General features: G+C 61.3%; 20 protein-coding genes and 1 pseudogene. 11 read left to right on the top strand and 10 right to left on the bottom strand.

All coding sequences use genetic code 11. The annotated features are described in order from the left end of the window. Nucleotides 1-684: 684 nt before the first annotated feature. The 7 genes from AC04SG_RS12915 to AC04SG_RS12885 all read right to left on the bottom strand — a co-directional run bounded on the left by AC04SG_RS12915 (nucleotide 685) and on the right by AC04SG_RS12885 (nucleotide 9,654). Nucleotides 685-1,608 carry an SGNH/GDSL hydrolase family protein gene (locus AC04SG_RS12915; protein WP_488551338.1) on the bottom strand — a complete coding sequence of 308 codons (924 nt, stop codon included), beginning with the start codon at nucleotides 1,606-1,608 and terminating at the stop codon, nucleotides 685-687. A 133-nt stretch (nucleotides 1,609-1,741) separates the two neighbouring features. Next, entirely contained in the window at nucleotides 1,742-4,039 is a 2,298-nt protein-coding gene (locus tag AC04SG_RS12910) for a peptidoglycan-binding domain-containing protein (protein WP_488551337.1), read from the bottom strand. A 116-nt stretch (nucleotides 4,040-4,155) separates the two neighbouring features. Beyond that, the gene (locus tag AC04SG_RS12905; protein WP_488551336.1) at nucleotides 4,156-5,229 is read right to left on the bottom strand and encodes a M14 family metallopeptidase; all 1,074 of its coding nucleotides are present in this window, start codon (nucleotides 5,227-5,229) and stop codon (nucleotides 4,156-4,158) included. A gap of 3 nt (nucleotides 5,230-5,232) precedes the next feature. Continuing rightward, nucleotides 5,233-5,529: a hypothetical protein gene (locus AC04SG_RS12900; RefSeq protein WP_488551335.1), complete on the bottom strand. Its 297-nt coding sequence runs from the start codon at nucleotides 5,527-5,529 to the stop codon at nucleotides 5,233-5,235. A 9-nt stretch (nucleotides 5,530-5,538) separates the two neighbouring features. Continuing rightward, on the bottom strand, nucleotides 5,539-6,357 hold the full coding sequence (locus AC04SG_RS12895; RefSeq protein ID WP_488551334.1) for a serine protease: 819 nt from the start codon (nucleotides 6,355-6,357) through the stop codon (nucleotides 5,539-5,541). 49 nt (nucleotides 6,358-6,406) lie between these two features. Next, complete coding sequence (locus tag AC04SG_RS12890) at nucleotides 6,407-7,831, bottom strand: S8 family serine peptidase (RefSeq protein WP_488551333.1); 1,425 nt, start codon at nucleotides 7,829-7,831, stop codon at nucleotides 6,407-6,409. Nucleotides 7,832-8,067: 236 nt separating this feature from the next. Further along, on the bottom strand, nucleotides 8,068-9,654 hold the full coding sequence (locus AC04SG_RS12885; protein WP_488551332.1) for a S8 family serine peptidase: 1,587 nt from the start codon (nucleotides 9,652-9,654) through the stop codon (nucleotides 8,068-8,070). A 448-nt stretch (nucleotides 9,655-10,102) separates the two neighbouring features. Here AC04SG_RS12885 and AC04SG_RS12880 point away from each other — a divergent pair, with 448 nt between their 5' ends. The 5 genes from AC04SG_RS12880 to AC04SG_RS12860 all read left to right on the top strand — a co-directional run bounded on the left by AC04SG_RS12880 (nucleotide 10,103) and on the right by AC04SG_RS12860 (nucleotide 15,709). Beyond that, nucleotides 10,103-11,809 (top strand): BTAD domain-containing putative transcriptional regulator, encoded by a 1,707-nt coding sequence (locus tag AC04SG_RS12880; RefSeq protein WP_488551331.1) that lies wholly within the window; start codon nucleotides 10,103-10,105, stop codon nucleotides 11,807-11,809. Between the two features lie 9 nt (nucleotides 11,810-11,818). Next, entirely contained in the window at nucleotides 11,819-12,382 is a 564-nt protein-coding gene (locus tag AC04SG_RS12875; protein WP_488551330.1) for a hypothetical protein, read from the top strand. Between the two features lie 66 nt (nucleotides 12,383-12,448). Continuing rightward, on the top strand, nucleotides 12,449-13,630 hold the full coding sequence (locus AC04SG_RS12870; protein WP_488551329.1) for a YcaO-like family protein: 1,182 nt from the start codon (nucleotides 12,449-12,451) through the stop codon (nucleotides 13,628-13,630). Continuing rightward, nucleotides 13,627-14,337, top strand: coding sequence for a TfuA-like protein (locus AC04SG_RS12865; protein WP_488551328.1), 711 nt, complete (start codon nucleotides 13,627-13,629; stop codon nucleotides 14,335-14,337). The genes AC04SG_RS12870 and AC04SG_RS12865 overlap by 4 nt, the downstream gene beginning before the upstream one ends. A 1-nt stretch (nucleotide 14,338) precedes the next feature. Further along, nucleotides 14,339-15,709 carry a hypothetical protein gene (locus tag AC04SG_RS12860; protein WP_488551327.1) on the top strand — a complete coding sequence of 457 codons (1,371 nt, stop codon included), beginning with the start codon at nucleotides 14,339-14,341 and terminating at the stop codon, nucleotides 15,707-15,709. Between the two features lie 598 nt (nucleotides 15,710-16,307). Here the strand turns inward: AC04SG_RS12860 and AC04SG_RS12855 are convergent. Together AC04SG_RS12855 and AC04SG_RS12850 are read right to left on the bottom strand one after the other, a co-directional pair. Continuing rightward, complete coding sequence (locus AC04SG_RS12855) at nucleotides 16,308-18,299, bottom strand: CocE/NonD family hydrolase (RefSeq protein WP_488551326.1); 1,992 nt, start codon at nucleotides 18,297-18,299, stop codon at nucleotides 16,308-16,310. A gap of 75 nt (nucleotides 18,300-18,374) precedes the next feature. Beyond that, nucleotides 18,375-19,937 (bottom strand): ABC transporter substrate-binding protein, encoded by a 1,563-nt coding sequence (locus AC04SG_RS12850; RefSeq protein WP_488551325.1) that lies wholly within the window; start codon nucleotides 19,935-19,937, stop codon nucleotides 18,375-18,377. 104 nt (nucleotides 19,938-20,041) lie between these two features. On the opposite strand from AC04SG_RS12850, the gene AC04SG_RS12845 reads away from it, so the two are divergent. Further along, nucleotides 20,042-20,881: a helix-turn-helix domain-containing protein gene (locus AC04SG_RS12845; RefSeq protein WP_488551324.1), complete on the top strand. Its 840-nt coding sequence runs from the start codon at nucleotides 20,042-20,044 to the stop codon at nucleotides 20,879-20,881. 236 nt (nucleotides 20,882-21,117) lie between these two features. Here AC04SG_RS12845 and AC04SG_RS12840 read toward each other — a convergent pair. Continuing rightward, a pseudogene (locus AC04SG_RS12840) lies at nucleotides 21,118-21,444 on the bottom strand (SAM-dependent methyltransferase); the annotation flags it as partial. A 113-nt stretch (nucleotides 21,445-21,557) separates the two neighbouring features. Between AC04SG_RS12840 and AC04SG_RS12835 the strand changes: the two are divergent. From AC04SG_RS12835 to AC04SG_RS12815, 5 genes are all read left to right on the top strand, one after another. Continuing rightward, nucleotides 21,558-21,791, top strand: a complete 234-nt coding sequence (locus tag AC04SG_RS12835; RefSeq protein WP_488551323.1) for an acylphosphatase — start codon at nucleotides 21,558-21,560, stop codon at nucleotides 21,789-21,791. Nucleotides 21,792-21,945: 154 nt separating this feature from the next. Next, the gene (locus tag AC04SG_RS12830; protein WP_488551509.1) at nucleotides 21,946-22,599 is read left to right on the top strand and encodes a Rieske 2Fe-2S domain-containing protein; all 654 of its coding nucleotides are present in this window, start codon (nucleotides 21,946-21,948) and stop codon (nucleotides 22,597-22,599) included. After that, nucleotides 22,596-23,441, top strand: coding sequence for an aromatic ring-hydroxylating dioxygenase subunit alpha (locus AC04SG_RS12825; RefSeq protein WP_488551322.1), 846 nt, complete (start codon nucleotides 22,596-22,598; stop codon nucleotides 23,439-23,441). The genes AC04SG_RS12830 and AC04SG_RS12825 overlap by 4 nt, the downstream gene beginning before the upstream one ends. Further along, nucleotides 23,438-24,103: a glutathione S-transferase family protein gene (locus tag AC04SG_RS12820; protein ID WP_488551321.1), complete on the top strand. Its 666-nt coding sequence runs from the start codon at nucleotides 23,438-23,440 to the stop codon at nucleotides 24,101-24,103. The genes AC04SG_RS12825 and AC04SG_RS12820 overlap by 4 nt, the downstream gene beginning before the upstream one ends. Further along, nucleotides 24,100-25,479 (top strand): amidohydrolase, encoded by a 1,380-nt coding sequence (locus AC04SG_RS12815; RefSeq protein WP_488551320.1) that lies wholly within the window; start codon nucleotides 24,100-24,102, stop codon nucleotides 25,477-25,479. Before AC04SG_RS12820 ends, AC04SG_RS12815 begins: the two co-directional genes overlap by 4 nt. Nucleotides 25,480-25,501 lie beyond the last annotated feature (22 nt).

The following is a 25,501-nucleotide window of genomic DNA, read 5'->3' as shown; positions in this document are numbered from 1 at the left end:
GCGCTCGCTGCTGCGTCTCAGCCAAGTGTTGGCAACTACTCGGCGCTAACCCACGGAAATGTCAGAGCTATTCTGAGACGGCCGAAAAACCCTAAAATCGGGTGGACTGGATGTTGGCCCAGAGGGCGTATTAAAATCGTTGATTTTATTGAGTTTTTGGTGGGCCGGAATCAGAACTCTTCCCCGTATTGTTCCGTATGGTCCCGCGCCCGTCGCTACCACTTCATCAACGACCGCCACGTCCGTGCAGACAACGCTGCTCCGATGGCTCACCAACCTTAGAAGATGGACTGGAGACTCGTTCATGAGGCCTGCCCGGGGAACTAACCGCGATCATATCAACTACTGCAAGTAGATCTGCTCGTGCAGATCGCCTCGTAGCAGACTAGTTCCGGATTCGTTGCTACTTGGCGACCGCAAGTCGATTTGCAACCTGGATTTTCTCCGCTGCTCCTTGAGAGCGTGCCAGTCGACCCGGCAAAGGCGCCGAAGACAATCCCGAAATCTGGCTGAAAAAAGCGGAAATAGCCTAACGCGACCACATGCGGATTGGGCGCGCCTTTGGGGGTGGAAGGCAGCCATAGCCCCTTTAGCGAGGCGGCGAATGCATCAGCCGGTAGCGAGTTCTCCGTGGTCAGCCCAGGTTTGGCTAAAGGCGTCTCCTCGTATCTGCGATGAAAAAGATCAGATCATGCCGACAAATTTCTTTGTGACCGCCTCGAAGCCCTTCGATGTAGGATGCAACTCGTTTGCCCACCACGTCTTGTAGGTTGAGCCTGTCGCCAGCGTATTGCGCAGATCCAAAAATTTGACATGTCCAAAAGGTGACGTGCCGGCGAGACCAGCGAGCATCGTGTCGAAGCGGTCAATAAGCTCGACACAAATCTGCTTTCGCTCGCTCAACTGCGAGTAACCCTTTCGGCGAAAACCAGGCTCAAGCCAGGGACCGGGAAACGGCCCCCAGCCTCCCAGGAAGCCTCGTCCGTCGGCTACCGGATAGTCATAACCGTGAATCACGATCGGAACCGGATGACCAACGTGCGCTTTGCAGATTTCGGTGATCGCGCTCAGGATGGTGACGTATGCATCATGAATGCGCTGATCTATAACGCCTGTAACGATTGACTGGTTGAGGCCAGCGATGCTTGACGTCGCATGGTTGAGCAGCATGGCAAACTCGTCACCCGCCACGTCATTGCCACCGCCTGAAAGAAGGATCGCACGTGGTTCGACGCCCGTACGAAGAACCTTTTCGACCCGGCGTGAGAAGTCGTCGAGCTGGCCGTCCGAATAAGCCATGTCTTCGACCGTGTCGCCGCGATGGGCTGCCGACTCCACATCGAACCCGTAGCTGTCCTCAAGATCGCTCAGGATATCGTGAAACGGATAGTCGAACCACGAATCCCCCTCGGCGATCAGGACACCCATGCTGGCATGCGTGACGGGAGCTTTGGTGAGCTCGCGTCTTGCCGTCCGCTCGACCTTGATTTTTGCCTTTGCCAACGCGCGCTGTCGCTTTTCGGTTGCCTGGGCACGGCGTTTGAGCGTGGCTACCGCGAGTGCCTTGCCAACGGCAATCGCCTTGTAAGGATCTTGTTTCTTCGCCATCGATATCCCCATGTAGTGATGTCAACGCACCTTCAAGAAAAAGGGCAAACGATTCGCTCAGCTACCAAGTCGGGGTAAGCCAACTCCCAGGTGCTCTGAACTGATCGAGTGCATATTTCCGGCTGATCGCGCTTCAACTCGTCGGATCAAGTTCGTCATCTCCAAATTTGATGCCTGCGAAGACATTTTCATCCATGAGAACCTTCACGGACTCACGCACCGTCTTGAGCCGCTCGTCATGCACGCCCGTAACATCGATCTTGCTCAGCGCGTCCAACTGCGCCGAAAAGCTCGGTAACTCCAATGCGGCTTTGACCCGGCTGACCGAGCCACGCCCTTGATGAAACATGTCGAGTACCCAGATTGCCAGCTCCGGCCGCCGGCCGAAGAGATCGTATCTCTGAGCGAAGGCATTCATCTTGCGCTTGACGATCCTGAGCGCCACTTCGATCGTCTTCTCGATGACCTTCGGGTCATTGAGCGACCAGTGGACGAACTTGGCGGCGCTCAGCACTTCCGCATTGTCGACGCGATATGAATCCGGATTGAGATAGCGCATGAACCTCGTTATCTGCACCTCGGTTTGGCTTCCAACCGGAACGGCCTCCTCGTGCTCGAGATCCACGTCCCCGCTGGCCGTCACCTGATGCACGCGGCCATTGACAAGCTTAAGGTCGGGGAAATAGGCGGCAGCGCTACTCAGACCAAGCAGTTCACGCATCAGCAGGATCAGGTTGTCCTTCGGCGTATGCGCGGCAAGCTGGAAAAAGCCCCAAGTAAAATGCGCACGATCATAGCTGTTTATGGTGAGATGCCGGGCGTTGCTTTCGCCCATGGCGGTCGGCCAGATGAAATGCGCCCACGCACCGATCTGGTTGGCTGCCTGCAACCGATCGTAGATGAGTAGAGTGCTCGAGCGCGCAAGGCCTCTTCGCTGCACGTACTTGGTCGACTTGGCCACGAAGAACCTCTCTCCCGTCGACTCATCCGTCGCGTAGAAAGAGACGCCGGATTGTTGGGGCGCGTTGGCCGGTTCAATCGTAAATGTCCTGACCCTGGATTTTGGCCTGGAACGTTCCCGAATGCGACCCTCGTCCGAGGGCTCGTCAGTCGCGTACTCGCCTGGCGGCACGGCGCGCAATGCGTCGGCAGCCAGCCCCTCACCGGCATTCTCGGCAACTTCCGACTTGAGCATCAGCCTTGTCAGTGGGGCAGCCGAAAAGATGTCCCAGCCGGTCAAAAGGTCGAACGCCGGGCTGTATACTCCATCTGCCCATGCCTCGCCTTGTTGTCCGGTAAGCTCACGCTGGAATTCGGTCAGGCGAGCACGGGTGGCGTAGCCGAAATATCCGCTTGCTCCCAATCCCAGGCGCTGCTGAAGCCGCGACACTGCCTGCCCCTGCGAGCCGACCCGCAACCGAACCAAAGAGCCGGCCGGTTGCCCGTCCTCCAACTGGGCGGCCGCCAACGCCGCGTCCTTCCCCGTCAAGAGCATCAGGTCAAGGCGTGAGCGCTGCCCGATTTTCGAGAGCACCTTCTGGAACTTGCCCCACTGGTCGGTACCGGTCTTCTTGCCTCGGACCGTGAGACAGCCCCAGGACGAGAAGTACGATCCAAGGTCAGGATTGTAGGTGAGATAGTAGGAGCAATGGACATTATCGAGTGGGCGCGATGGATCCCATATATCCTTCGTTCCCAGAATATAATCGTTCCTGGTGCGCAGGACAGTGGCGGATTGCCCGGCCTCGAGATCGTCCAAGCTGGCATTCGAAACGGCCAACCTGAGTGCCGGCTTGATCGTCTTGTGGCGCCACACATAATAGCTGTAGAGCCCGTTCGGCAGGACGTTGCAGGCCATTCCACCATTCACGTAGCCAAAGATAGCCTTTCGGCACGGCACGGTTGATCCCGTGTACAAAGAGAACGTGCGCGTTTTCCTGAAGAAGAAGCCGATCAGGCACTTGAAGTTGATATGATCGGGGCGGGTGACCATGACCTTCGCCTCGTCGACGGCCTCAACGTCGAGCATGCCGTCCGCCAGCGTTGCGCCGCGCAGGGCAATCGCGATCGTGTCATCATCTCCCTCGGGTGCGAAATAGTTCAACGCGACGAGGCGATCGAGCACTTCTGCATTCAGCAGGAAGGTGGCGGGCCCCTCTAAAGTTGCGACACTGGCATAGTCGGGCGCGTTCTCGTCATATTTCGGCCATTTGACCGCATCGTAGGCGCTGGCTCTTGCGAAGTTCCTCAAGAACCCATCGGGATCTTTCGCCTCCACGGACTCGAGATAATCCCCCAGTTCGACATCAATATCAGAGGGTTCCTCCTCGGCCAAAGGATCAGGTAACGCCGCCACATCAGCCATATCGGGAATGCTAGACCTTGCTGATTTGCCAGATGCACGACGGTCTTCGCTTTCCATTAGCAACATCAAACTCTCCTATTGTTCAGTGTCTTTCCGAAGCCTCGGCATGTGCCAGCGCTCCGGCAACTTCGTTCCAGTGCGCCCGGTCGCGGCCTGATGCAGACTGAGCCTAAGCTGACACTTTAGACGCCTGGCGAATTGATCTTTGCGCAAAACGCCAGGAGAGCTGCACAAACCTCCTTGATGGTTGTCTCGCGCCCGCCGTCGTCCGGCTGGAACTCGTGGCCGCACTCCATCGTGAAGCCGAGCACCTTGGGCAGCCCAGGCCTGGCGAGGTGACGACTGTAGGCATAGTCATCGCTTGCGCCTGATGTCGCATAGAGTTCGAAGGCAGGGCCGACGCTGTAGTCATCTCCTGCCACGAGGGTGATCGCGTCTTTCATCACCCGTGCCAGACCCTTTACGGTATCGAGATCGGCCTCTGTGATGAACTCCCCGTAGCTATCGTTGGGATGGCCACGAATTCCATCGAATGCCGGGTTCAGAAAATTCTGCTCAGGAGCGGTGGTCTGGTTGGAATCAAGACCCCAGGAGTGAAATACCGCCGGAATGGCGCTGTGAATGTCAACAAACCAGCCGGTAGCAGGCAGCCTGTCGAGCAGCCACACGATGTTGCGGGTCTCAGGTTCAGATTCCGCGGCGGGGCCGACATAGAGATATTTGTGGCATGGATCAGCGGATGCGCTGACCCCACCAGGTGCGAAATGCAGCTGGAAATCCCACGCCACATCGAAATTTCTGTTTATATCGACGCCATAACAGACGCCGCCTTGGTGATTGACTGATGGCCTGCGGTTCTTACGCCAGTCCCCGTCGACGTTCTGGCTGAACACGCGCCCGTCCGGGTTGGCGCAAGGCAGGATCGCGATTTGGATTCGATCGACGATCGAGGCAATCGTCGACTTGTCGAAGTAGGAGGATCCGTATCGCAGCCCGGTGCCTGAGCTGTAGGCCTCCAGAAGGTCGGCAGCCAGAGAAATCAATGCGTCCGGGGGCACCCACTCTCTCGCGTGAACGCCGCCTACGAAGATCGCAGTTCGCTGATCTTGACCACGTGTCTTTCCGATCGCGAGTGCTTCAACACGCCGTGATTCCACGCTGAGGTTGGGAAGCGCTATCTGCGTGGTCAGGGTCGGATATTTCTCTGCCAGGATTTGAACAGCGCTAGCGATCTCGTCGTAGTTGAGGTAGGCCATGTCCTACTCCTTCCTTCCAGGTCCGCGCGGCAACTCGCCGCTCAGAAAGCGGTTGCCCGACGAGACAAGTTCGAGGCGAGAATGCGCATCGGGCACAGTCTCGAGCACTTCTATCGAGATACCGGTCGCCGCACGCGCGACGAGGCGGTCGATGTGCGCTTCGTCGGCAATTCCAATCGTACTGGTGCGATCCCCTTCGCGCCGGGCCACCGGGCGGCAGCCGAGATCGACTTCGCTGTCCGCCAAGAACTGGCGGAGAGCAGCCTTGCTCTCCGCCGATATCTTGAGTTTCCGTTTCATGGTGCCGCCCTATTTGTTCGCAGCAATCGTGGCGTCGACCCATTCCTTGACGGCTGACACGCGCGTGTAGACGCCATAGAGATTCGGGCGGGCACACCCTTCACCCCAGCTGACGATGCCGACCAACTGAGGCGGCTCCAGCATCAGCGCCGCCGGCCCGCCGCTGTCGCCTTGGCAGGAGTCCTTGCCGCCGGTCTTTTCGCCCAGGCAGAGCATATTCTCCGTGATGGCGCCGCCGTAACTCGGCTCCGCATTGCAGGTCTCGTTCGAAACAACGGGCACGTCGACACGCAGCAGCTGGTTCGACGCGGGACCGCCTTCACTGATCGCCCCCCAGCCAGAGACCCTGATCTGGGTTTCTGGCTCCAACTTCGTGTCGGCTGTCGCGAGCACTACAGGAGTGCCAACCGTCAGCGGCTCCTTCAATCTGATGAGCGCTGCATCGTGATCGTATTGCGCGGTGGACTGTCCCCAACCCGGATTTATGATTATTGCCGTAGCGTGGGCCCGCACGCCGCCCGTCGATTTGAAGACCGTGCCGGCGAGGATATCCACATTCGCTGGATCCTTGTTGACAAGTCCGTTGTCGACGCAGTGTGCCGCGGTCAATATCCACTGCGGGGCGACGATCGATCCACCGCAAAACTGACGTGGCGCGGTAGCCTTCGCATCGAGCAGTGCCACCTGCCAAGGTAGGTCCTTGATGTCGTTCACAGGGACGCCACCAACGATGAAGTCGCTGAGCCCCCCCGCAAGGGCGGGGCATGTGTTCAAAACAGTTGCGGCCGCTACGGCGGCAAGACAGGTGGAGACCACAAGGCGTTTCATTTCAGTCCTCCTTCATCAAATGGGCGACGGACTGTCACCCGTTCCAAACTCACACGAGGCCATTGGCACCAGCGTCCGCGACGGGGACTCCGCCCTGCGCTGCTGCGACCGCTGCTGCTGCATCGATGCAGCCGAAGCCGAAAAGATCGGAGTGGCCATCTGGCTCGTAATCGGCGGGGCTGCCGATGCGGCGGGCGGTTCGCTGCAATATGTCGCGCAGTTGGGCGGGACCGAGCTCCGGGGCCACGGACAGAACGAGCGCACAGACACCGGAGGCAAGCGCACAGGCGCTCGAGGTGCCCTTGAAGAAACGATAGTAATCCCCCTCCGCATAGCCGCGCGGGCGGGTGACCCCATCGCCGTCGACAAAGCTGCCGGTGACGTCGGCGGTGATGATCGCCCGGCCGGCCCCACCACTGGACGGCGCGCATAGCGCTATCTCTGCACCAAAATTTGAGTAGTCGGACCGCTGGTCGAGACTGTTCGAGGATGCAACGGCAATGACCAGCGGGTGGGTGGCAAACCCATTGAGATGGGTTGCGTCATTGATGCCGACGTTGGCGTTGCCGGCGGCAAAAAGAACTGGCGTACCGCGGCCTTCGCGCCCGAGCTCCACGCAATAGGTGATGGCCTCCGAAAGGCGAGTTGGCAGCTCGTATTTGGCCGCATCCGGACCCCAGCTGCAATTGACTATCCATGCACCGTTATCCGCCAGATAGTAAAACATGCGCGCCAGTGACTCCGGATCGATGTCGGCGCTCATGCGGATGGGCATAATCCGCGCATTGGGGGCTGCACCGATCATGTCACCTTCGCCAAAACTGGCGGCTGCGACGCCGGCGCAGGCAGTCCCGTGCCAATCGTCGTGCTCACCATTGGGAACATCCGGCGTGACGTCTGGGGAGTTTCTTACAAAGTCCCAAGGCGATACGGCCTTGTTTCGAAGGTCCGGATGCGTAAGATCGAAGCCATCGTCGATGATGCCGATAACGACATCGGCACTGCCCAACCCGTCGAGAGATTTCCAGGCATCGACAACGCGCGCGTCGGCCCCCGCCTTGTAGCCGACCGCTTGCCCCCCTGGCCCACCCGTGTTGCGTAGATACCAGAGCTCATCGAAGAGCGTGTCCGATGGCGACGGCGCTTGTGCTGATCGCCTGGGCGTGGCCAGGTCGGGTTCGGCGATCGCCACCGCCGGCTCGGCCTGCAGCGCCAAGCAGATATCCACCGTATCCGTCTCTGCAAGCACGGTGAAACGCCCGGCGCGCTCGGACTTCAAAACCGTCAACCCGTAGCGTTGCAGTATGTCGTTGCCCCCCGCCTGATCGACGCCTTCGGCAAAGGCCAGGTAGATCGTCCCCGTCGGCACGAAGGGGACAAGATCATCTGATGTGTGATAGACAGCGGTCTGTCGCTCCATCGACATCATGCGGCCGAGTTCGTCGCGTGCCGATCGCTGTCTGGCGCGCGACATGAGAAGTTCGACGATATCGAACCCGGCAACTCTGCCGCGAAGCGCACCCTGGCCGCGCGCTCCCAATGACCGTATCTCGTTTGCGAAAGACGTGGTTCTGCCGAGCCGTGGTTTTACAGCGACCAGGACATCGCTTCTGGTCAGGATCACATTTGAACGGCCAAGCTTGATCTCTACATTGGTAACCATGGGATCACCTATTCTGAAATGCGCTGGAGTGCGGGCTGCCCTTGGCTTCAACTCGTCAGGCTTGCGCGCGCCGCGGCAATCGCTGCTGCGGCATCGACGCAGCCAAATCCGAAATGGATCGAATGGCCGTTCGCTCCGTAGGCCTCGCTGCCACCGATCCGCCGCGCCGTACGCTCCAGGATGGCCCGCAACTCAGCGGCGCCGAGCCGCGGCGCCGCCGACAAGACCAGCGCGCAGACGCCGGCCACCAGAGCGCAGGAGCTGGAGGTGCCTCCGAAATAGTTGTAATAGTCGCCGGCGCTGTAGCCGCGCGGCCTGACGGTTCCTGCGGCATCAGTCCAACTGCCAGTCACGTCGCTGGTCACGATCGTCCAGCCACCGCCACCGCTTGATGGCGCACACAGACAGATTTCAGAACCATAGTTCGAGGTATCGGACCTCTGGTCGAGACTGGTCGACGATGATACCGCGATGACGTCGGGATGCGCGGCAAGCCCATTGAAATGGGTTGCGTCACTTATGCTGGTGTTCAGGTTCCCGGCGGCGAAGAGCACCGGCGTGCCAAGCCCGCCCCGACCTTCCCTGACGCAGCGCGATATGGCGTTCGAGACGCGCTGGCCGATGGGGTAGCGGGCTGCCTTTGGCCCCCAGCTGCAATTGACGACCCACGCGCCATTGTCCCTCATATAGTCGAAGATTCGCGCCAGCCCCTCGGAATCGATGTCGCTCCCCATGCGCGCCGGCATGATGCGCGCATGGGGAGCCGCGCCGACGATATCCCCTGCATCGACCCTGCCGGCCGCGACGCCGGCACACGCCGTGCCGTGCCAATCGCGATTGCCGACGGCTGGGTCCCCCGGCCCGACGTCGGGCGCGTTCCGCTCGAAATCCCACGACAGCACCGCCTTGCCGCGCAAGTCCGGATGCGAGAGGTCGAAACCGTCGTCGACGATACCTATGACGACACTGTCGGAGCCGAGGCTGCCAAGGGCATACCAGGCCTGCACGACGCGCGCGTCGGCTCCGGCTTTCAACCCGGTGGTCTGTCCGTCGTGCTTGCCGATATTGTTGAGGTGCCAGTGCCTGCCGAAGAGTCGGTCTTCGGGCAGCAGGATGTTGGCGAGCCGTTTGGGAGTGACGAGGTCGGGTTCGGCGATCGCCACAACCGGATTCGACTGCAGGGCAGAGCAGACTTCGACCGGGTCTGCCCTCGTCCCGACAGTGATGTACCCACCGCGTTCCGACTTCAGCACGACGAGCGCGTGTTCTTGCAGGATCCGATCGACATTTGCCTGACCGGCTCCTTGTTTAAAGGACATGTAGATGGTGCCGGTCGGCACGAACGGAACGTTGTCATCCGAGGTGTGGTAGACCGCGACCTGCCTTTGCATCGACATCATGCGACCGAGATCTTCACGCGCCAGCCGCCGCTTCGTCGGCGTGCTGGGAAGTTCGACAATTTCGTAGCCGCCAACCGTGCCGCGTCGGGCGCCGCAGCCGCGCAGCTCGATCGAATTCACCTCCGCCTCGAAAGATCTTGAGCGTCCTGGCTCCGGTTTGAGCGCAACGAGCACATCGCTTCGCGACAGCGTTACCGTCGATCCGCCGAACTTGATGTCGAAATGCGTGGCCATGCCCGTCCCCTTGAAAGGATCGGGACGAGCCCCCCGCTCGCCCCGATCAAGTGCGGTACAAGCGCTGGGAGAATTGCTTGTGCACAGCCGTTTGACCGGCTGGAGGGAACAATTCACTGGTCGGCGTGACAGCGGCGTTACACTGCGGACACCTCGGGCGAAGAGTAGTGCGAACTACCATTGATATTTCCCATGATCTGGCAGAAACTTCATCTGGGTCGGGGTTATTTTGGAAATGAGCAACGATTTATCGATCAGGCTCTTTGGCGATCCTGAAGTCGAAGACGGATTTCAGGAACGGACATTTCCGTCGCGCGGCTTCTGCTTGATTGCCATGCTTTCGTTGGCTCCAACTCAAACAATTACTCGTGCGCAGGCTGCATCACAGCTCTGGGATAGTTATGATACGCGCGCCAATATGGGCAACATGCGGCAATTGATACTGCGCATGTCGAAGGCATTGCCGTCCTTGTGGTCGATATTGTTTGTCGACGACAAAGTGCTCAGGATCACTGACCCGTCACGTATCGATGTGTGCCGCTTCCTTGAGTTCAACCCGCTTGGCGGAGAGAACGCGCTACGGCAGCTCATGGAGACCTATAGAGGCGACCTGCTGCAGGGTATTGAGGTGCCGGCGCATGAGGATCCCTTCATCGTGTCACGCGCGTATCTGCGCGAGCGCTATTTCGGCTTCGCCCACACCGCGCTGAAGGAGTTGACCCGATACGGCCATGCCGACGTATCGCTGATCCAGGCCGTGGAGCGACATGCTCTTGCAATCGACAATGGCCGGGAGGAGACCTACAGATCCCTCATCGCGGCCTATGGGGCGCTCGGCCAGGCCGATGAGTCCCGGCGCGTCTTTGCTCTTTTGACCAATGTGCTTCGTCTGGATGGAGCCAACGGACCGCGACCGGACACGCGCGCCCTGCTTGCACGCGCTACGGCACGGCCGATCGATCTCGGACCAGCGGCTGTCGGTCCTGACAGGTTTGCAGCTTCGCGCCGGCCACGCGTCGCCCTGCTTGCACCCAACTGGGTCTCGCCGTCTGGCGAGGAAAACCTGCAACGCGCCTTCGTCGAGGACGCCGCAAACGAGCTCGCCCGGCACAAGAGCCTGGTGACGCTGGCTTCGCACAGTTCGTTCCAGGCGAGCAGCGACGGCGGCATCGACAGGAGCTCCCCGTTGCGCGCTGACTATGCCGTCAGCACCTTCGTGCGACCGGGGCGACACGGCAGCGAGCTCACGGTGCGCCTGGTGCAGACGAACTCGGACGCGATTGTGTGGGCGGGCGAATATCCGCTCTCGACGGAGTTGATCATCAGTTCGAACCGGGCGCTGGTCGGCCGCGTGGCATCTGAGCTGTCAGGCGCCATCGAACGGCACAGCCTTGCCTCGCCCGATCGCACTGGGGATGCCTCCGCGTATCTCCAATTTCTGAAGGGACAGGATACGCTTCAGACATGCGACCTGCGCAGCGTCAGGCGTGCCCGGCGCTGTTATGCCGACGCCATTTCGCTGGACGACCGGTTTGCCGACGCCTACTCCGGCGTCTCACGATCGCTTTACCTCGAATGGCTGCTGCTCGGCGGCAACGATCCGTCGCTGCTGGCGCAGGCCCGCGATCTGGCCGAGCGTGCGGTCGTTTCCGATCCCTCGAATTCGGTGGGGTATTGGCGCCGCGCCATGGTCGCGCTTTACCAGCACGATTTCGATGAATGCCTCAGCAGCTTCATGCTTGCCCGCGAGCGCCACCCGAACTCCGCCGACATCCTGCTCGATTATGCCGATGGGCTCGGTCACATCGGCGACCCCGACGAGGCATGGACATCCTTCGAGCACTCTATCGACCTCAATCCCACGCCGCCCGACCACTACTGGTGGGCAGGAGCAAGCATTGCCTTCTCGCAGGCGGACTACGCCAAGTCGATCAAGCTGTGTGGCCGCCTGCGCAACGATGAGCCGGTGCTGCGCGTGCCGGCCGCAAGCCACGGCCATCTCGGCAACCGGTCGGAAGCCACCGGTTATGCGCGCCGCCTCAGGGAGAACTACCCGGGCGAAACGGCGGAAAGCATGGCGCGGCTTCAGCCGCATCGTTCGCCAGCCGACCTGCAGCCATTCATCGACGGGCTGCGCATTGCAGGACTCAAATAGGAGGACAGTATGGCCAAGAGAGAAGCACGTGCATTCATCATCGGAGACCAGGAACACGGCCTGACCATCGTGATCACCGATCCGGTCATGGTGCTCCATTATTCAGAAGCCGATCTACGCAACGCCAACATCAACGAGATGGCGGGCAAGGACCACAACGAAGCCATGGGCGCAGTGGTACAGGAACTCTTGCCTTTCCTGCGCGGCGTCCACCTCGATCACCTCAAGGCGCGCGAGGCCGAGATTGAGAATCCGAACACCCCCCATGGCACATTTGGGCTCGATTACGAGCGCAAGATGTTCGAGGAACTCCACAACTCGGCTGCCATCGGCCGCGTCATCCGCAACAGTGGCACAGTCTGCGACGTCGACTTCTGTGTGGCGCTGAAGATTTATCCCGAAGATATCGTCGCCAGGGCCCGCGGCACCAGCCCGGCCGTTGATATCAGGGACTACCTTGAGAGGAACATGAACGCGGCCACCGTACCAGCCAGGATCGACCCGCTTTACATCATCCAGGATTTGTATTCCGACAATCTTGGTGAGCTGCCACCGTGGTCCGAGGGGCCATGAGGCGACGCACCCATGCGGCCTAACGTTGAGCAGGCATTTCAACGGGCCCAGGCGTTTCGCAGCCGGATGACCGCAGGCTGGGAGCCAGTGCCGCGGCGGCTTACACGCACCGACCTGGAGCCCGTACTCGCCCACTTCGGCATCACTCGGGTTGCCGACCTAACCGACCTCGACGTCATCGGCATTCCTGTCTGCTCGGCGGTCAGGCCCGCATCGCGCTCGCTTTCGGTTGCTTCCGGCAAGGGCATGACTTTCGATGCCGCCTGGGTTTCGGCGGTGATGGAGAGTTGCGAGCAGGCGCTGGCTGAGGATGCCTCCGCACTGATCGCTGTCGTCGACACCCCGCTCGGGCTCGCCCGCCGCGGTCTGCGCAGCGTACCGCTCGAGCGGCAGTCACGCTGCGCGGCGAGCCACCTGCCGCCGGACAAGGAGCTTGCCTGGGTTCGCGGCCTGTCCTGGCTGACCGGAGAACCGGTTTATGCCCCTTATGAGCTGGTCGGCATGGATATGGCTACGCTCTCACCGTGGAACAGGCGGGAGTTCCGGATAAGTTCGACAGGCCTCGCCTCCGGCGGTGATTTCGCCTCGGCCTTCGCGCATGCGCTCGGCGAGCTCATCGAGGATGACGCCTTGTTCGGCGTGATGCTCGCCCCTGCCTGGCGGCAGGCGGGTGATGTCGAATTCGCCGCCGGCGAGGAGCATGAACTGGTGCACGCCATGTCGCGCATGGCCACAGCAGGCATCGAGGCGCGCTTTAGCGTCGTGGGAGACAACAGCGCCCTGCCGGTGGTGATGGCAGCTTTGCTGCCGGTGGAGCAAGGCGCGAGCGAACGCCTCTATTTCAGTGGCTACGGATGCAGGCCACGGAAGGAGGACGCAGCGCTCGCCGCCCTGCTTGAAGCGGCGCAATGCCGGGCCCTGTTCATCTCCGGCGCCAGGGACGACCTCTTCGAGGGAGAATATCGCGGAGTGGCGGGCGGCAGCGCCGAAAGGCTGTTCGGCGCCTGCCGCTTCCTGCCGCCAGGCAGTGGTGAGGCCGCCCATGATGGACCGACCCTTAACGATGCTGTCGCGGCCGTCACTCGAGGCGGCGACGACATCTACGTGTTCCCGCTTGGAGGCCACGGTTGTGGGCCGGAAGCGGTGCGTGTGCTGGCCGACGATCTGGTCAGCATGAGCCGACCCGAATCCTACCCGAATTCCGCACGGGGTGCGCGCAAGCTGCTTCGAGAATGGCGCCTGGCATGAAGCCGCTGGTCTTTGCCGGCCCGAGCCTGCACGGAACGGGCGTCCGTGGCGGGCAGGACTTCGATATGGCAGCGCCGGCGCGCTGTGGCGACCTGATGCGCGCGGTGCTCGACGGCCGCAAGGTTATCGGCCTCATCGACGGTGTGTTCGAATCCGGCCCGGCGGTGTGGCACAAGGAAATCCTGTTTGCGTTGGACGCCGGTTGCAACGTGCTCGGCGCGGCCAGCATGGGGGCGCTGCGGGCCGCCGAATGCTGGCAGTTCGGAATGGTCGGCATCGGCCGCATCTTCGAGGATTACCGCAACGGCCGGCGCAATGCGGATGCCGACGTGGCCATGACGCATGGGCCTGCCGAAATCGGATATCTGCCGTTGACCGTGCCGCTCGTGGATGTTGCCGACGCGGTAGAGCGCATACTTGCGGCCGGCGTACTTGACGAGCCGCAGGCCGAGGACGCGATGGCCGTGGCGAGCAGGACCCACTTCAAGTCGCGCACATGGAAGCAGGTGCTGGCCGGCGCCGGGCTGCCGGGAGAGCTCCAGCACGCGGTGCTCGGCTGGATTGCGACAAGCGGGCCAGCATTGAAGGGTCGCGACGCCCTCCTCTTGCTCGACAGCCTTGAAAGGCCGTCTCCCGGCCGCCTGAAACCCGGCGTTTTCCAGCACACGCCGTTCTCGGTTCGATTGCTCGAACAGGTGAGGCACTGAGATGCTGCGGCACTGGAAAATCGTTTTAGCCTCGATTGCGCTGCTCGTCGTGGCCGGTATCACGGAACTGCTGCGCACCGGCAGCGCTGGCAACACATCGGCCGACCGATCTTCGCCGGGGCTGTGCGACCTGGTCGCCGCATATGGCGGCATTTTCGATGGGACGTCTGGCGACGCGATCGAAGTCGACGACACCAATCGCGCCGCGTTGCTGGAGCGTGCCCACGCTTGTGTCGAGAGCGGCTTGGCCGCGGATGTTTCCGCGCGGTATCGGCAGACGGCCGATACGCTCAGCGGACCGCGGGCCTCAGCAAGCGAGCAGGGGGAAAGGAATTTCGTCGAGATCGAGCTGGCCGCAGCCATCGCCGGCACTGATGCGATCATACAGCAGCGCGCAGTCGCCCGTCGGTTGGTGCGCGGATGGCTGGACGTCGACGACATCGTCGAGCGGCAACGCGCCGGCGCGGTGCTGACGGGGAACGGCTGGATCTCGGCCAGGGGGGTGAATCACCGCGACGAGGTTCCTGCTTACCTGGAGGCCTGCAAGCACGCGGGGGTGCCGGTGCCAGGCCCGTTCGCAACCGACCCCGCTTGGATCGGGCATGAGAAACTCGATACCGAAACCCATCGCTACTTCTTCCGTTCGAGTTTTACCGATAGCGACGTCTGGACATACAAGGATGCTGCGTCTGGCGGATTCTGCGTCATGCTGGTCCGCCGCCAGCCCGGTTTCGACACACAATATGCTGGGACGATTTGTACCGACAGGCTTCAGACGAATGCGTGCTTTTTCGACAATATGGTCTACGAAGGCGCCGAGCCGAAACGCATCAGTTGGGAAGAGTTCAAGACCTGGAAGTTTAGCGAGCTGGTGCATCCCAAGGATGGCCAAGACGAATGCAACGCCTGCCACCTTGGTAACAATCCGTTCCTTGTGCACCCGACGACGATCCTCGGGAAAGTCATCGAATCAATGTACCCGGAGGAGGTGCCGAAGCAGCAGGCGTTCCATTTCGTGGGCCTTGAAACGCAACCTTCGCCCTGGGTCAACTATGAGGCGATCGATCCGCCGATCGATCCCTTGACCCTGAAACCCACTGGATGCTTCAAATGTCACGGCCTTCCCCATGTCACACGGACGCACAGATTCTGCTCCAACCTTATCCGGAGAGCGGCCAACAAGACGATGCCGCCCGGCCACTGGCCGCTCGTGGCTCATGCAGGGGCACACAATTTCTGGCCCGATGCCACGGGCTGCTTTGCCAGGGAACATGCGTCGTTGTCGGAATACTTCTCCAGCCTGGTGAAGCTGAAATCCGTTTGCACCGGCGAGCCCGAAGTGACCTGCCCACCCGGAAAATACTCAGATTAGACAAGGCGATGTACCGATCGGCCGCACTCTGGCGGCGCGTTGCGCCCGCAACGAAGTGCGAAATGCCGAATGTGGGGAAGGCGGTAGCGCTCTAGCGATTCGAACACCAGACATTGCAATATCGCCTCAGGCGATTCTGACATCTCCAGGAAAATCGCTAGGGGTTGGTTTTTGCTCAGAAAGAGGGGGTTGAGTCCACGTTGTGGGCCACTCCAGAAATATATATAGCAAAATCAATTATTTACATAGGCCTTTCGGTGGGCCCGGAGGGACAAAGTTCCCCATAGGAAATCAATACGTTAGCGGATGGTTCGCCAACCCGTTTCCCTCGTATTCTCTAGTATGGGCTGGCGAACCTAAGGACGATGAACGAGATTAATAGTTCCTGGCTTAGGGATATAGCAGCATCTCGGATTTCGGGAGCATCGAGCAGAAATCGGACGCCGCTCCATCCGGTTACGAACTCACGTCACGCATTAGTTCACGCATTGGTAGAGCCGCTTGCGCATCGGTTCGGATGCCTACATGGGTCGGTGTGCTGGCGAAACACCTGGCTGAAATGCCCGGCATTGCCGCAGCCGCAGCAATAGGCGATCTATTACATGTGGTCACGCGGGATGCGGGAATTGCGCTCGCGCTCAAACACCTTGCGGCCGTCCTCCAGTGCTTCGATTCGTTGCGAAACCACCCATTCGGTCGGCGTGCAGGAGAGATGCGTGGTGCAATGGCTCTGCGTTCGCCAGCCTTCGCGCTCGACACAGCACGTCCAGTGGACCTCTGCCGTCAGCGACAGCGGGTTATCGGGCGCTATCGACCATACCTCCTGCCGGATGTCGCGCGTGCACAAGCCGTTGCCCGGATGGCGGCTAAGACCTGTGTCCTCGTGCACGCGGTAGCGCGTCACGCCATTTTCCAGATCGCGTTCAACAGAGCGGCCCGACGACCCGTCCGTCAGGACCTCGTAACGGGGCAGAGGATCGGGATTGGATGGCTGCGGGATTTCGACCCTGCGATGCTCGCCAAGCAGCGGCAGTTCCAATCGCAGCGTGGCAAGATCGATCGTCAGCGTTGCGTCGCAGGGCTGGGGCAGGATCGTCGGCCAATAGGCGCTCGACAAGGACAGACGCAGACGGTGGCCGGGCGCAAAACGGTAGCCGCACGCATCGAGCACCAACTCGATTTCGACCGTCTCGCCCGGCTTCAGAGGCTGTGGTTCGGCATTGCCGTTGCGATGCGCGAGGTTGAGCACACCGTAGCTGACGCGTGTCGCCGCACCATCGGGATGGACGTCGACGAGCCTGACGGCAAGGTTGGCGAAGTTGGCATCACTGGAAAGCGACAGTTTTGCGAGCGGCTGGCCAAAGACGACGCATTCCTCGGCAAGGACGGCGCTGTCGAAGGTGAGCGACCCGGCATCGTCGACACGCTGGTCGCCGGCCATTTCCGAATCCGGCCCCCGCGGAAAGAACTCTCCCGCAGCGGTGCCCGTATCCTGGGGAGAGTGCAGGAGGGCTTTCCCTTCAGCATGCGATGAAGTGCTCCAAGCGAGCCTGCCCGAAGCGTCCAGGCTAAGGACGAGTGTGTCGGGAACCTTCCATCTGTCCATGGCAACCCAATAGCCCGGGTCGGTCTCGCGCCGGCAGCCGGGTCGCGGCCGGTCCAGGATATAAGCACGCAGCCTCGGCGTATGCTCCACCTTGTTGTCTTCTGCGCACAGCCAATGCCGCCACCATGAAATTGCCTCGGCATGAAAATCGACGCGGGGCTTCGGATAGGCGAAATGCGGATACTTGTGAACCCATGGACCGATCAGGCCCCAGGCCATTTCCGGCATCCCAGCGACCGCCTTCAAGGGCGTGTTGCGGTAGCCGTCGGCCCATCCGGCAATCACCAGTGCGGGAACGCAAAAACCGTCAAAGTCCTCGCAGACCGAACCGTGACGCCAGAAGTCGTCGCGGCGTTGGTGGGACAGCCACTCCTCCATGAAGAACGGCTCGCCTTCCAGGCGCTCGAGCCACATGTCGCGCCAGCGTTCTTCGACGAGATCGGGATCGGGGGACCGCGACTGGAAGGCAGTCATCGTCGCCGCCCATGACAGTTGCGCCGATAGATGCGCGCCATTCTTGTAGTGGATGTCGTCATTGTAGCGGTCGATGGTGGACGACAGGGAAATCACGGCCTTGAGAGCTGGTGGTTTGAGAGCCGCGACCTGAAGCGCGTTGAACCCGCCCCAGGAAATTCCCATCATGCCGACATTGCCGTTCGACCAGTCCTGCGCAGCGATCCATTCGATAACCTCGACGGCGTCGGCAAGCTCGCGCGCGGTATATTCGCCATCGATCACGCCGTCGGATTCTCCGCAACCGCGAATGTCGACACGCACGCCGGCGATGCCGGCCGCCGCGAAGACCGGATAGGTGGACTCGTCACGCGCGGCGGTGCCGTTGCGTTTGCGATAAGGCAGGAATTCGAGCACCGCCGGCACCCCGCCAGGAACCGTTTCGGGCATCCAGATGCGCGCGGCGAGCCGGGTGCCGTCTTTCAGGACGATCCACTCATTTTCAACGACACGGAAATTCCTGTTCGTCATGCGATCAACCACAAAAGCTCCACGCGGTGGCAAGCACACTATCCCGCCGCCGGAAAGGCACGATCATTTCCCGGTTCAAGCCTCCAGCCAGACCCGGCTGGCGATGCGGCCATTGGAAAAGTCATTACCGATATCGGGAACAAAACCCTTGAGATGGCTCGTGCAGGCGTTGATGAAGTCGTTGAACACCGGCAGTATCAGGCCGCCCTCATCTCGCACCATCAGCGCCATGTCACGGTAGAGTACGCGCCGCTTGGTCTCATCCAGTTCACCGCGCGCCTGCACCACCATCTTGTCGAAGTCGGGCCGCTTGAAGCGGGTGTCGTTCCACTCCGCGTTGGAAACGTAGGAAGTGGAATAGCGCGCGTCCTGCGTCGGACGACCACCCCAAAAGGAGGTACAGAACGGCTTGACGTTCCAGACTTCCGACCAGTAGCCGTCACTCGGCTCGCGCTGCACATTGATCTTGATACCAGCCTTTTCCGCGCTCAATTGGAAAAGCTGGGCCGCATCGACCGCGCCGGGGAACGCCGCCTCCGAGGTGCGCAGCAGAATTGGATCTTGAAGGCCGGACTTCTTGAAGTGGAATGCAGCCTTGTCGGGATCGTAATTGCGCTGCTCTATATCGGCAGGCGCGAGCGCATAGTTGGCGTTGATCGGGTAATCATTGCCAATGGTGCCGAACCCGCCCAGAACCCCCTTGAGGATAGCCTCGCGGTCTATCGCATATTTGAGCGCCAGACGCAGATCATTGTTGTCGAAGGGCGCGGTGTCGCAATGCATCAGGAAGGAATAAAACCCCTTGCCGGAGGTGCGCAGGATCTCGACGCCCGGAACCCGCTTCAGCAACGGTACGATCTTGGGTTCGACGGTGCTGATGAAATCGACCTGACCGGATCGCAAGGCGCTGGTCCGGGCAGTCAGGTCGTTCATCACGGTAATAAGGACGCTGTCGACGTAGCCCCGGTCCTGGCGCCAGTCGTCGGTGTTTTTTTCGAAAGCAGCGCGAATGCCCGGCTCGAACGCAACCAGCTTGTAGGGACCGGTGCCGATAGCTGCCGCAGGTTTTTCCACGCCGCCGCCCGGCTGGATCTGAAGATGATAATCGGTAAATATCAGCGGCAAGTCGGCATTGGCTTCCTTCAGCGTCACCACCATGTCGCCCGACCGTTCCTCGATGCGGTCTATCCCGGACAGCAGGCCGAGTGCGCCCGATTGCGATTTCTTTCCGGCGTGGCGGCGCAACGTCTCGACTGCATCGCTAACAGTAAATGCCCTGCCATCGTGGAAACGAACGTCTTTGCGTATCTTGAAGGTCCACTCCTTGGCGTCGGCCGACGGAGACCAGGATTCGGCCAGCGAGGGAACCGCCGCGCCCGTCTTGGGGTCGGATTCGACCAGCGTATCGCCCCAGCAATGCGCGATCACAAAATTGACGCTGGCGGACGCCAGGGCTGGGTCGAGCGTATCGGCGGAGGCGCCGCCATCGAGCCCCAGCCGCAACTGTCCGCCGCGCACCGGCGTTTGCGCCGCAGCCGGTGACGCCAGCGAGCCTGCGGCTGCGACAAGGCCTAGAGCCACCCCCGCTTGAAGAAGATCACGGCGTGAGAGAGACGATAACCTGCTGGAAGCGCTCATTGGGTTCCCCTTTGGACTGAAGCCTTGTGGCCGATACTAGGCAGAGCCCGCGGCAACGCAATTTCGTCGCTTGAAGCGTTTTTAAGCGAGTTTATACTGTCTCCATGAGCAAGCCATGGGCCAATTTCAGCAGCAACCTGAAACTCGCCTGCAGCACGCACAGATCGGTATCCGATCTATGCCGCACCATCGGTATCAACCGGCAGCAGTTCAACCGCTACCTCAATGCAGGAACCCTTCCTTCCGCCCATAATCTCCTGACGATCGCGGCAGCCTTTGGCCTCGAACCAGCCGATTTCGACCTTCCTCCGGGCGTGTTCCGCGGCAAATTGGGCGAACGGCGCCGACACGCCGACCTTACAGGCCCGCTGGCGGATGCCTTTCCAGGCGACATGCATGCACTCGAACCCTATCTCGGATTCTACCAGGCGTGGCACACGTCGCTGTCCTGGCCTGGCCGGATCGTCTGCGCCTGCGCTCACCTGCGCGAAAATGGCGGACAGGTTCTGGTTTCCACGCTTGAGCGCATCGAAGATACCGAAAACGGCATCGTGCAGCGTTCACGGTACGTCGGGCTCGCGGCGTATCGCCACGAGCGCATCTTCCTGACGGAACTGACGCGCGGCGAGGCTCCAACCTTTGGGCAGACGATCCTCATGCCGTTCGAAACGTACCAGCGGCGTTACCTGCGGGGCATTACTATGGGCATATCGTGGCGAGCCAACAATCTGCCCTACGCCACCCGCACCGTCTGGCACTATCTGGGGAAACGCGTCAACAAGAGGAGTCTTATCTCGCGTTGCGGCATCTATGCGCCCAATTCCTCAGCGCTACCCCCGGCCGTGCTGTCTTACCTGACCGAGGTCCAGCCGGTTGCCGCCGCGCCCGTGCAGGCATCAAGGGGCTCTGTGGGCATTACTGCACTACCCGCTAAGGGAAATTGACTTGTTTGGATTGAATTGGTTGGCGCGGATTGGCCTGAATCGTTCGAGGGGGCGGTCAATTTCGTTCCAGAGGTAGTCGCCGATGAGCGCGATATAAACCAATGGCAGCGGTGGGGCCTGGGAAAAAAGCCCGCCGCCCTATCTCCTCTGCGTTCCGGCCGCAAGCAGTGCGGGTCGATCGCGTCACGGCCGACGCCGAGCCATCGAGACGGGGCGTCTACCACTGTTAATCCCCGTCAGCTTGCCGGATTGCGCGCGGTGACGATCCACGCCGCGCCGTCGATCATCACCGACCGCTCACCGGGGCAGTCCGCGAAGGCGGCACGAACCGCGGCCGAGGCGCGGGCCCGGATGTCGTCGGGCTGATCAGCCAGAGCGCGCGCCAGCGGGCCGACCTCGAGTGTCATCTTCACCGCGTCGTCGAGCGCCGCGTCCCTCGTCTCCCCCTTGCCGAACGGGATGGAGGCATCGAATGGCGTGATAGCGACATCGGTGAAACCAGCCGCCGTCAGGATACGCGCCACCCGCCCCTGATCGCCAAACGAGAACGGGCCGGGCGCTTGGCGCGTCGATTGCCACTTCCGCCCGTTCAGTCAGACGCTATGCTGCTGACCATGACACCAAGGCGCGCGGTCCGTTCGTGATGAAGCGAAGTCAACGCCACTTCCATGAGCGGATGACCATTCGCGGCCACCTCGAACCCGCGTTCTTCGTGCCTTGGATCATGCGCCATGCGGCCAAGCTCGGTCTCGCGCACCACATCGCTCATGCAAGTACCGATCGCATCGAACTCGATATTACCGGTGCGGCGGAACTGATCGACATGATGGAGATGGGATGTTCGCTTGGGCCCATTGAAGTCTGGGTCGACACGATCGACCGCGCCCCTGTCGAGCAAAAAAACATATAGCTTTGTGTGTGGTTACCATCCGTTTGCACTTAATTTAATCAATATTGCAATTGCGAAATAATTATGCATACGTCAGCCCATCGAGCGGTTCGCCAACTCCTTGCGCTGGCATCTCTGGTCGGCAAACAGTGGTATCAGTACGGAAGTTAAGGTCATGCTGTCCGAAAAGACGGACACCTGGGTGCCGGTCGCCCTTTCCCAGGATCTGCCGACAGGACAGGCAATGCCGGCGCGGACGCCCGCCGGTCCCATTGCCCTCTGGCGAAGCCAATCGGGGCGCTTGGCGGCATCGGCGGATCGCTGTCCGCATCGCGGCATGCGCCTCTCCCATGGCTTCGTGCGCGGCGAGGCGCTCTCCTGCATCTATCACGGCTGGACCTATTCGCAGGCCGGTCAGTGTCTGCGCATTCCTGCCCATCCCAGCCTCACGCCGCCGGAGACGATTCGCGTTGCGACCCGGTCTGTCAAAGAGGCAGGTGGGATCATCTGGGTCGCTGATGGAGCGCCTGACGACAACCCACCCCTTTTTGAGGGTTACGTCCCGCTCCGTTCATTGACGGCCCGTGCCGGATGTTCGGCACTCTCTGTCGCTGCCGGCACGAAGGCCGCCGTTGAAGGATTCGTCTGGCAGGCGCCCGGCGCGCCGGCAATCCGCCTGCTGCCCATCCCGCAGGAAGCCGGCGAGACGCTGATCCATGTCCTTGTTACAGCCGACTGCAGCGCGTCCGAGCGCATCGCCGCCTCGCGAGCCGCCGAGAGCCTTCGGCGCATGGCCGAACGGATCGAGGCGAGAGGGGCCGTGTCATGATCGACGATGCGATGCGCGACGAATGGTATCCGGTCGGGCTTTTCAGCAGGCTCGACCGCGATGGGCGCGAGACCACCCTGATGGGCGGGCCGATCAAGGTTGCGCTCGACGCCAATGGCGCGGCGAAAGTGTCAGGCGAAAACGGGCGCGTGCTGCCGGTTTCGGTGCGCTATGGCCATATCTGGTCGTCGCTCGGCGAACCGAAGAAACCGGTCTTTCCGATTCCCGAGGCGGACCAGCCCGGGCGCCGTTTCGTCGATGTCGGTGTGGTGCGGGTGCGCTGCTCGCCGCTCCGCGCCGTCGAGAACTTCCTCGACATCGCACACTTCCCCTTCGTCCATACCGACATCCTCGGCTCGGAGCCGCATACCGAGGTCGAAAACTACAAGGTCGAGATCCGCGAGGAAGAGGACGAGGTCTGGGCGACCCAGGTGAAATTCTACCAGCCGCAGGCGGCGAAATCCGCGAGCGGAGGTATCACGACGGAATACATGTACCGCGTGCCGGCTCCGACCTGCTCCGTCCTCTACAAGACCTGCCCGCCGCGCCCGGGCGAATGGGATGTCATAGCGCTATTCGTCCAGCCGCTTGCCGAGGATCTCTGCGACGTCTGGCCGTGGATGGCGCTGTTCGATGACGAGACACCACTGACCGACCTCATCCACTTCCAGCAGACGATTTTTCTGCAAGACCGCTCGATCCTCGAAAACCAGATCCCGCGGCTTCTGCCGCTCGATCCCGGCATGGAAATCCCCACGCGCGCGGACCTGACCTCGGTCGCCTATCGCCGCTGGCTGAAACGCCACAATTATACCTACGGCGCGCAGTTGGTGGCACAATGAAGCTTTACGACTACGTCCTCTCCCCAAGTTGCTACAAGGTGCGCCTGATGGCGGCGCTGTCAGGCGTGAAGCTCGAAATCCGTCCGGTCGACTTCCATCCCGGCGCCGAGCATCGCGGCCCCGAGCTTATGGCGCTTAATCCGGGAGGCTCCATCCCGATCCTTGAAGACGGCGACCTGATCCTGACCGAGTCTTCCGCCATGCTTGGCTATCTCGCCGCGAGGGCGGCACCGGCCTGGCTCGGCAGCGGCGCCCCTGAGGAGACGGCGCGCATCCAGCAATGGCTTTCCTTCTCGCACAGGCTGACCGCCAACCTCGGCGGCGCGCGCCTGCATGAGATGCTGCTGCGCCCCGGTGACATCGGTGCGCTTCAGGCCAATGGCATAGCGGCACTACGCGAACTGGAAGCCAGCCTCTTCGAACAAAAAATGCGTGGCAATCGGTTTCTCGCGTCCGACCTGCCGACAATTGCCGACATTGCCTGCTTTCCCTATGTCGCGCTCGCGCCCGACGGGGGCGTTTCCCTCGACCCGTATCCCACGATCCGGCTCTGGTCGCGAGCGCTCCGCAGCCTCGACAACTTCATCGAGATGCCCGGTATCCACCGGCTGCACGAGTTGAAGCCCGAACCGCGACCCATGCCCGGACGAGGCGTGAGGTGACCGGCTATCTCCTGAAGAATTGCGCAGCGGTCATCACCGACGAGGGCAGCGGTCCGAGCGTCCGGCGCAATGTCGACGTGCTGACGAATGGCCCGCAGATCGAGGCAATCGGGGAAGGCCTGCACAGAAGCGAGTTGCCGGCCGGCACTATCGTGCAGGACGCCGACGGCTGGTTCGTCTATCCCGGCCTCGTCAACACGCACCATCACTTCTTTCAGTGCTTTGTGCGCAACCGTGCCGAACTCGACTGGACGAAGCTGTCAGTCATCGAATGGCTCGACCGGATCTATCCGATCTTCTGCCGGCTCAACGAGGATTGTTTCTACCACGCCTCGATCACGGCGATAGCAGAGATGATCAAGCACGGTTGCACGACGGCCTTCGACCACCAGTACAATTTTCCACGCCACGCGGGAAAGCGGCTCATCGACCGGCAGTTCGAAGCGGCCGACCTTCTCGGCATGCGTTTCCACGCGGGCCGCGGCGGCAACACGCTGCCAAAATCGGAAGGCTCGACCATTCCAGACGAGATGCTGGAGACCACGGACGAATTCATCGTCGACTGCGCACGCCTCATCGACACTTATCACGACACCAGTCCCTTCAGCATGCGCCAGGTCGTGGTCGCTCCCTGCCAGCCGGTCAACTGCTACCGCGACACCTTCTTGGAATCGGTTTCGCTGGCGCGTGATCGCGGGGTGCGGATGCACACCCATGTCGGCGAGGGCGAAAGCCCGGTCATCGAGGCCCGCCATGGCATGCGCACGGTGGACTATCTCGAGGAACTCGGATTTGCCGGCCGAGACACTTTCTATGCCCATTGCTGGGAGCTGACTCATGACGAACTACGGGTGATGGCGGCGAGCGGCACCGGTGTTTCGCATTGCCCCGAGCCGGTCTATCTGGTGGGTGCGGAGGTGACTGATATTCCCGCCATGTCCGCCTTTGGCCTGCGCGTCGGTCTCGGCTGCGACGGTGCTGCCTCGAACGACAATTCCAACCTCATGCACTGCATCCATTCCGCCTACATGCTGCAATGCCTGGCGGCCTCGACGCGCGCGCATCCCGTGCCTGCGCCGGCCGATTTCCTCGGCTATGCGACAACGGGCGGGGCCGCGCTTCTGGGCCGCAAGGACATCGGCCGACTGTCGTCCGGCATGGCTGCCGATCTCTTCGCGATCGACACCCGCCGCATGGATTATGTCGGCACGCGCCACGATCCATTGAGCCTGATTGCCAAGGTCGGCATCGGCATGCCCACCGACATGACCATGATCAACGGCCGCATCGTCTGGGAGAAGGGTGCCTTTACCGGGCTGGACGAGGCCCGTCTTGCTGCAGACGCCGAAGCCGCTCTTGCTGCAGTGGAATTCTAACAACTTAAAACAGGGGAACTGA

The organism is Mesorhizobium sp. CNPSo 4684, from assembly GCF_057784315.1.
This window is presented reverse-complemented; position numbering and strand designations above follow the sequence as displayed.

What these genes read in the sequence shown, in the direction of transcription:
- AC04SG_RS12845 (WP_488551324.1), top strand. Translation starts at nt 20,042, where the DNA reads ATGAGCAAGCCATGGGCCAATTTCAGCAGCAACCTGAAACTCGCCTGC.
- AC04SG_RS12855 (WP_488551326.1), bottom strand. Translation starts at nt 18,299, where the DNA reads ATGACGAACAGGAATTTCCGTGTCGTTGAAAATGAGTGGATCGTCCTG.
- AC04SG_RS12870 (WP_488551329.1), top strand. Translation starts at nt 12,449, where the DNA reads ATGACCGCAGGCTGGGAGCCAGTGCCGCGGCGGCTTACACGCACCGAC.
- AC04SG_RS12825 (WP_488551322.1), top strand. Translation starts at nt 22,596, where the DNA reads ATGATCGACGATGCGATGCGCGACGAATGGTATCCGGTCGGGCTTTTC.
- AC04SG_RS12820 (WP_488551321.1), top strand. Translation starts at nt 23,438, where the DNA reads ATGAAGCTTTACGACTACGTCCTCTCCCCAAGTTGCTACAAGGTGCGC.
- AC04SG_RS12830 (WP_488551509.1), top strand. Translation starts at nt 21,946, where the DNA reads ATGCTGTCCGAAAAGACGGACACCTGGGTGCCGGTCGCCCTTTCCCAG.
- AC04SG_RS12915 (WP_488551338.1), bottom strand. Translation starts at nt 1,608, where the DNA reads ATGGCGAAGAAACAAGATCCTTACAAGGCGATTGCCGTTGGCAAGGCA.
- AC04SG_RS12910 (WP_488551337.1), bottom strand. Translation starts at nt 4,039, where the DNA reads ATGTTGCTAATGGAAAGCGAAGACCGTCGTGCATCTGGCAAATCAGCA.
- AC04SG_RS12905 (WP_488551336.1), bottom strand. Translation starts at nt 5,229, where the DNA reads ATGGCCTACCTCAACTACGACGAGATCGCTAGCGCTGTTCAAATCCTG.
- AC04SG_RS12895 (WP_488551334.1), bottom strand. Translation starts at nt 6,357, where the DNA reads ATGAAACGCCTTGTGGTCTCCACCTGTCTTGCCGCCGTAGCGGCCGCA.
- AC04SG_RS12850 (WP_488551325.1), bottom strand. Translation starts at nt 19,937, where the DNA reads ATGAGCGCTTCCAGCAGGTTATCGTCTCTCTCACGCCGTGATCTTCTT.
- AC04SG_RS12880 (WP_488551331.1), top strand. Translation starts at nt 10,103, where the DNA reads ATGTCGAAGGCATTGCCGTCCTTGTGGTCGATATTGTTTGTCGACGAC.
- AC04SG_RS12875 (WP_488551330.1), top strand. Translation starts at nt 11,819, where the DNA reads ATGGCCAAGAGAGAAGCACGTGCATTCATCATCGGAGACCAGGAACAC.
- AC04SG_RS12885 (WP_488551332.1), bottom strand. Translation starts at nt 9,654, where the DNA reads ATGGCCACGCATTTCGACATCAAGTTCGGCGGATCGACGGTAACGCTG.
- AC04SG_RS12865 (WP_488551328.1), top strand. Translation starts at nt 13,627, where the DNA reads ATGAAGCCGCTGGTCTTTGCCGGCCCGAGCCTGCACGGAACGGGCGTC.
- AC04SG_RS12860 (WP_488551327.1), top strand. Translation starts at nt 14,339, where the DNA reads ATGCTGCGGCACTGGAAAATCGTTTTAGCCTCGATTGCGCTGCTCGTC.
- AC04SG_RS12900 (WP_488551335.1), bottom strand. Translation starts at nt 5,529, where the DNA reads ATGAAACGGAAACTCAAGATATCGGCGGAGAGCAAGGCTGCTCTCCGC.
- AC04SG_RS12890 (WP_488551333.1), bottom strand. Translation starts at nt 7,831, where the DNA reads ATGTCGCGCGCCAGACAGCGATCGGCACGCGACGAACTCGGCCGCATG.
- AC04SG_RS12835 (WP_488551323.1), top strand. Translation starts at nt 21,558, where the DNA reads ATGACCATTCGCGGCCACCTCGAACCCGCGTTCTTCGTGCCTTGGATC.